Annotated in this window: 4 protein-coding genes and 1 tRNA gene; 1 reads left to right on the top strand and 4 read right to left on the bottom strand. The window is 58.3% G+C overall.

Annotated elements, in window-relative coordinates; translation table 11 throughout:
- Positions 1-142: 142 nt before the first annotated feature.
- The 4 genes from NW862_RS12660 to tgt form a co-directional block, all read right to left on the bottom strand.
- Positions 143-439 (bottom strand): hypothetical protein, encoded by a 297-nt coding sequence (locus NW862_RS12660; protein ID WP_414333933.1) that lies wholly within the window; start codon positions 437-439, stop codon positions 143-145.
- A 6-nt stretch (positions 440-445) separates the two neighbouring features.
- Entirely contained in the window at positions 446-1,687 is a 1,242-nt protein-coding gene (locus NW862_RS12655; protein ID WP_414427244.1) for a hypothetical protein, read from the bottom strand.
- A 358-nt stretch (positions 1,688-2,045) separates the two neighbouring features.
- Positions 2,046-2,657: a hypothetical protein gene (locus NW862_RS12650; RefSeq protein ID WP_414348398.1), complete on the bottom strand. Its 612-nt coding sequence runs from the start codon at positions 2,655-2,657 to the stop codon at positions 2,046-2,048.
- A gap of 101 nt (positions 2,658-2,758) precedes the next feature.
- Positions 2,759-3,862, bottom strand: coding sequence for a tRNA guanosine(34) transglycosylase Tgt (tgt, locus tag NW862_RS12645; RefSeq protein WP_414333938.1), 1,104 nt, complete (start codon positions 3,860-3,862; stop codon positions 2,759-2,761).
- Positions 3,863-3,981: 119 nt separating this feature from the next.
- On the opposite strand from tgt, the gene NW862_RS12640 reads away from it, so the two are divergent.
- Positions 3,982-4,064, top strand: a tRNA-Leu gene (locus tag NW862_RS12640).
- Positions 4,065-4,066: the final 2 nt, after the last annotated feature.

Genomic DNA, 4,066 nt, shown 5'->3' with positions numbered 1-4,066 from the left:
TCTCCCTCAGAGGGGTTGGGGGTGAGGGCAGCAGCGCGAAGTGCTTGGGTAGGTGGCAAAGTGAAAGTGTTTGAATTGTGTTTGAACCGACTATAAAGCTTGTGCAGCGCCTCTAAGGAGAGCTCGCAGAGTCGCCAACAGCTCAGTCCTCCTCCGCTGCAGGAGCAGGGGCCTCGGCTAGCCGACACACCTGCTTGAGGAGCTGGGCCTCAACAGCGGCGTCGTAGAGCCGCAAAGTTAGGCGAGGCACCCGCAAGGAAGCGGTAATTCGCCCTGCCGGCAGATCCAACCACACCAGCTGTTTTTGAAAGCAGCGGCAGGTGGCCCCTATCTCCTGCGCCAGCTCTTCCACCTCCGGCCAGCTCAGGCAGCGCGGCAGCAGCAGGTCTGTGGCCCAGCCCCTTCCACACTCTCGCCGCCTCAGGATGCGCACCTGCATGGATCCCTAAATCCGCTCGGCGTAGAACTCACACCAGGGATCCCCTTTCTCTCTGGCTTTGGTCTCCTTCCCGTGAAACAGCCCACCCCGCTGGAAGAGGCGGTTGTAGAAGACTTGATCCAGAATCGGCTTCTGCTGAATGTTGCCGTTGTAAACCAGATTCATCAGCGCCGGCACCGCCCCTTGGGCAAAATAGCAGGTCGGATAATCTGCCCGTGGGTAGGAAGCCAAAAAGTAGTTGGTCTCGTAGTTGCCGTCAATAGCCACCCGGCAGGAATGATCGCTCACCACCTCCAAAGCCTGCCAACGACCCCACCCCAAGCTGCTGGTTACGGCATAGGCCCCGTGGATCCAGTCGGTATCCTTTTCCAGCATTGGCCCCACAAGGGTTTCCCACTCCAGCGACTCCATGATGTTGCCCAAGGTGTAGAAGACACAGACATGGCCCGATTCGCGCACCAGATCCTCTGCCACCTGCTGCAGACTGGGTTGCACTGCTTTCAGCTCTTCCAAAAAGCGGTACTGGATGCGGTTGTAGTAATTGGCAGGCATGCGCGTGAGCAGCACGTTGAAGGCGCGAATCTGCCCCCGTTCATCTCCTGCCAAAGGCAGGCTCCACAGAGCTTCGTTGACCGCGTCATAGTCCACCGCTGTTATCGGCTTGGGCAGATCGGCTGGACGTTCAATGAGCTTGCCCATGCCGGGGCTAGGAACCAAAGTCTGAGGCCGTGGCAGCCGAGTAGCCTGGATCAGGCAGCGATCCTTGCGCGTAACCGCCATGCACTCCGTTTCCTCTGCCGTGTAGCTGCCCAGCTCGCCAAAAGTGGCATCCAGCGCCGCCGCCACATAGCCCACGGCCAGATGATCGATGGGACGAGTGCGGTTAGCCTGATCCCCGTACTTGCTCAGCCAGCCTTCTGCGTAGTGGGAGTGGGTGAGCTGGGCTTCGCCACCGCTGGGGCTGGCCTGCAGCTCCAGTCGCCCCAAGCCGAGAAAGCCGAACAACTGGCACGCCACCGCCAGCCGCTCTGCTGCCTGCTGCACTCCCAAGGTTTTAAAAGCGCCCTGGAGCAAGCTGTAGAAGATCTCCTGAGCTGCCGTGCGCAGGATGCTCACCCCATCGATCCAGTCGGGATCCTCAATGGTCTGCTGCAGAAATAGGTTGTAGTGGTGGCAGTGGAAAATCACCGGCTCGCCAAAGAGAGAGAGCAGCTTGCGAGCGCGGTCAAGGCGTAAATGCTCCAACATAGATGGCCTGATCTCGAGGGGATAGGAAGGGAGAACAGTTAACAACTCCCACAACTTTAGCCTTTAGCTTAATCGGCGGGAAGCCCTGCACTGTATTTGTGTTCCGTAGGTGGCGTAAGCCATATTGGGTTTACTCAAGAGCAAATCAGTGTCGGGATGAAAGCCGTTGTGCTGCAATTGAGGAGAACAAGTTAAATCTCTGGAGAGTTTCCCGCCGTGGGTCGCATGGCGGCAGCACGCTGCGACCTCTGTACCAAAAAATAAGTCTGGGAAGCAGGAAGCCCGTAAGCTATCGGTTCGCGCAGCGTGGCGTAAGCCATGTTGTGTTGGCTCAACGAGAATGAGTGTCGGGAGTCGTTCAACTGGGCAAAGCAATAGGCAAGTGCTCTACCCCCAATACGTCAGATACCGCTTTGTAGAGAATGCGCAGCTCCTGTCGGTTCAGGGTGCCTTTTTCAAGGCGGTTGCGGTCTAGACCCGTTTTCAAAGACAGGCGCAGGGCGACAAAGTTGGGATCCGGAGCGTAGCGCTTGGCGTAGCTAATCAAAGCCTGAGCAGTGGATAGAGTGTCGTCTTGAACAGGGGGCAGCAGTGGTTTGCCGTCGATGAGGATGGCCTTAAGCCGGTCTGAAATCGTCTTGAGGTCGGTGATGGAACGGGTCAGAAACAAAACAAAGTAGGGGCTTTTGGGAAAGGCTTTGATGACAACCCGCAACGCCGGAGTACCTGCCAAAAGGTAGTCCGCCTCTTGGCCGGGGCTAACGGTTTGACAAAGGCGGCTATTGGCCTGCAACAAGTCGCCGGCGTAGGTGCCTAAACGTTCTAGGGCTTGCTCCTCTTGGGAGTCGCTGGCATAGGTTACTTTGGCTACTGTGGCACCGTCAGTGACCCGCCCTATCAAGACGGCAATGAGGCCAGGGAGTCCAGCAATATGCTGCTCAATTACACTTTGCAGGGTGCGGACAGCCATGCTCTCCTCTGAGGCTAAGACTAGGTTATCCCCTTATTGTAGCGATTAGGAAGCCTAACCTACGAATATTTACTGATGTTAACGAAGCTCCCCGAGGAGGCTCAGCCCTCGCGCCACGGATCCCAGTTCTCATGAAATTTGCCTTCCAGAATGGCCTGGCGCATTCTTTGGGTGTAGCGCACGAGCTCCGTGATGTTGTGGATGGAAAGCAGAGTGTAGCCCAGGATCTCTTGGGCGCGGATGAGGTGGCACAAATAGGCGCGGCTGAAGTGGCGGCAGGTGTAGCAAGGGCACTCAGGATCGATGGGATCCAGGCTGCGGCGGTGTTCGGCATTCTTGATGTTCCAGCGTTGGCCGCGGCTGATCACGGTGCCGTGGCGGGCATAGCGCGTGGGAATGACACAGTCAAACAAGTCCATGCCGGCAGCCACTGCCGCCCGCATCTCGGCATAGGTGCCCACCCCCATGAGATAGCGGGGGCGATCGGCTGGCAAGAGGGGGGCTGTTTGTCGCACCACCGCGTGCATTAGCTCCACCGGCTCTCCTACGCTGACGCCGCCGATGGCATAGCCGGGTAGATCCAGCCGACAGACTTCTTCCGCTGCCTGCCGACGCAGCTCCGGGTAAACCCCCCCCTGAACAATGCCAAACAAAGCCTGATCGGAGCGGCGGTGGGCTTCCACGCAGCGCTTCAGCCATTGAGTAGTCCGCCGCACCGCTGCTGCCACCGCCTCAGGGCTAGCAGGATAGGGCGGGCACTCGTCAAAGGCCATGATGACGTCTGCCCCCAGAGCATTTTGGATTTGGATAGACAGCTCCGGAGTGAAATGGATAATACGGCCATCGCGGGGCGAGCGAAACGTTACCCCTTCCTCGTCGATTTGGCGGATGGCGCTGAGGCTAAAAACTTGGAAGCCGCCTGAATCCGTGAGGATGGGGCCTGGCCAGCCCATGAAGCGGTGCAGGCCCCCCGCCGCTTGAATGATCTCTTCGCCGGGCTGTAGGTGCAGGTGATAGGTGTTGCTGAGGATAATGTGGGCGCCGGTTTCCTTGAGTTGAGCAGGCGTGAGGGTTTTCACATTGGCCAGCGTTCCCACCGGCATAAAGCAGGGGGTTGGGATCTCGCCGTGGGGGGTAGTGAAATAGCCGGCCCGCGCCTGCGTGTTGGGGCAGGTGCCCTCGCAAACAAAAGTAAAAGCCGCCAAGGTTAGCGCTCTGGATCCACTGCCTGCGCAGCCGAGCTTAGCATAAGAATAGGATCCCCTTCTAAAGCCCCCCAGCCCTTGACAGGGATCCCCTTTCTTGGGCATTCTTATAGATCGCCGCGGAACTGGCGGAATGGTAGACGCGCTAGATTCAGGTTCTAGTGGCAGCAATGCCATCGGGGTTCAAGTCCCCGGTTCCGCATT

Source organism: Synechococcus sp. H55.8 (genome assembly GCF_047462375.1).
GTDB lineage: Bacteria > Cyanobacteriota > Cyanobacteriia > Thermostichales > Thermostichaceae > Thermostichus.
This window is presented reverse-complemented; position numbering and strand designations above follow the sequence as displayed.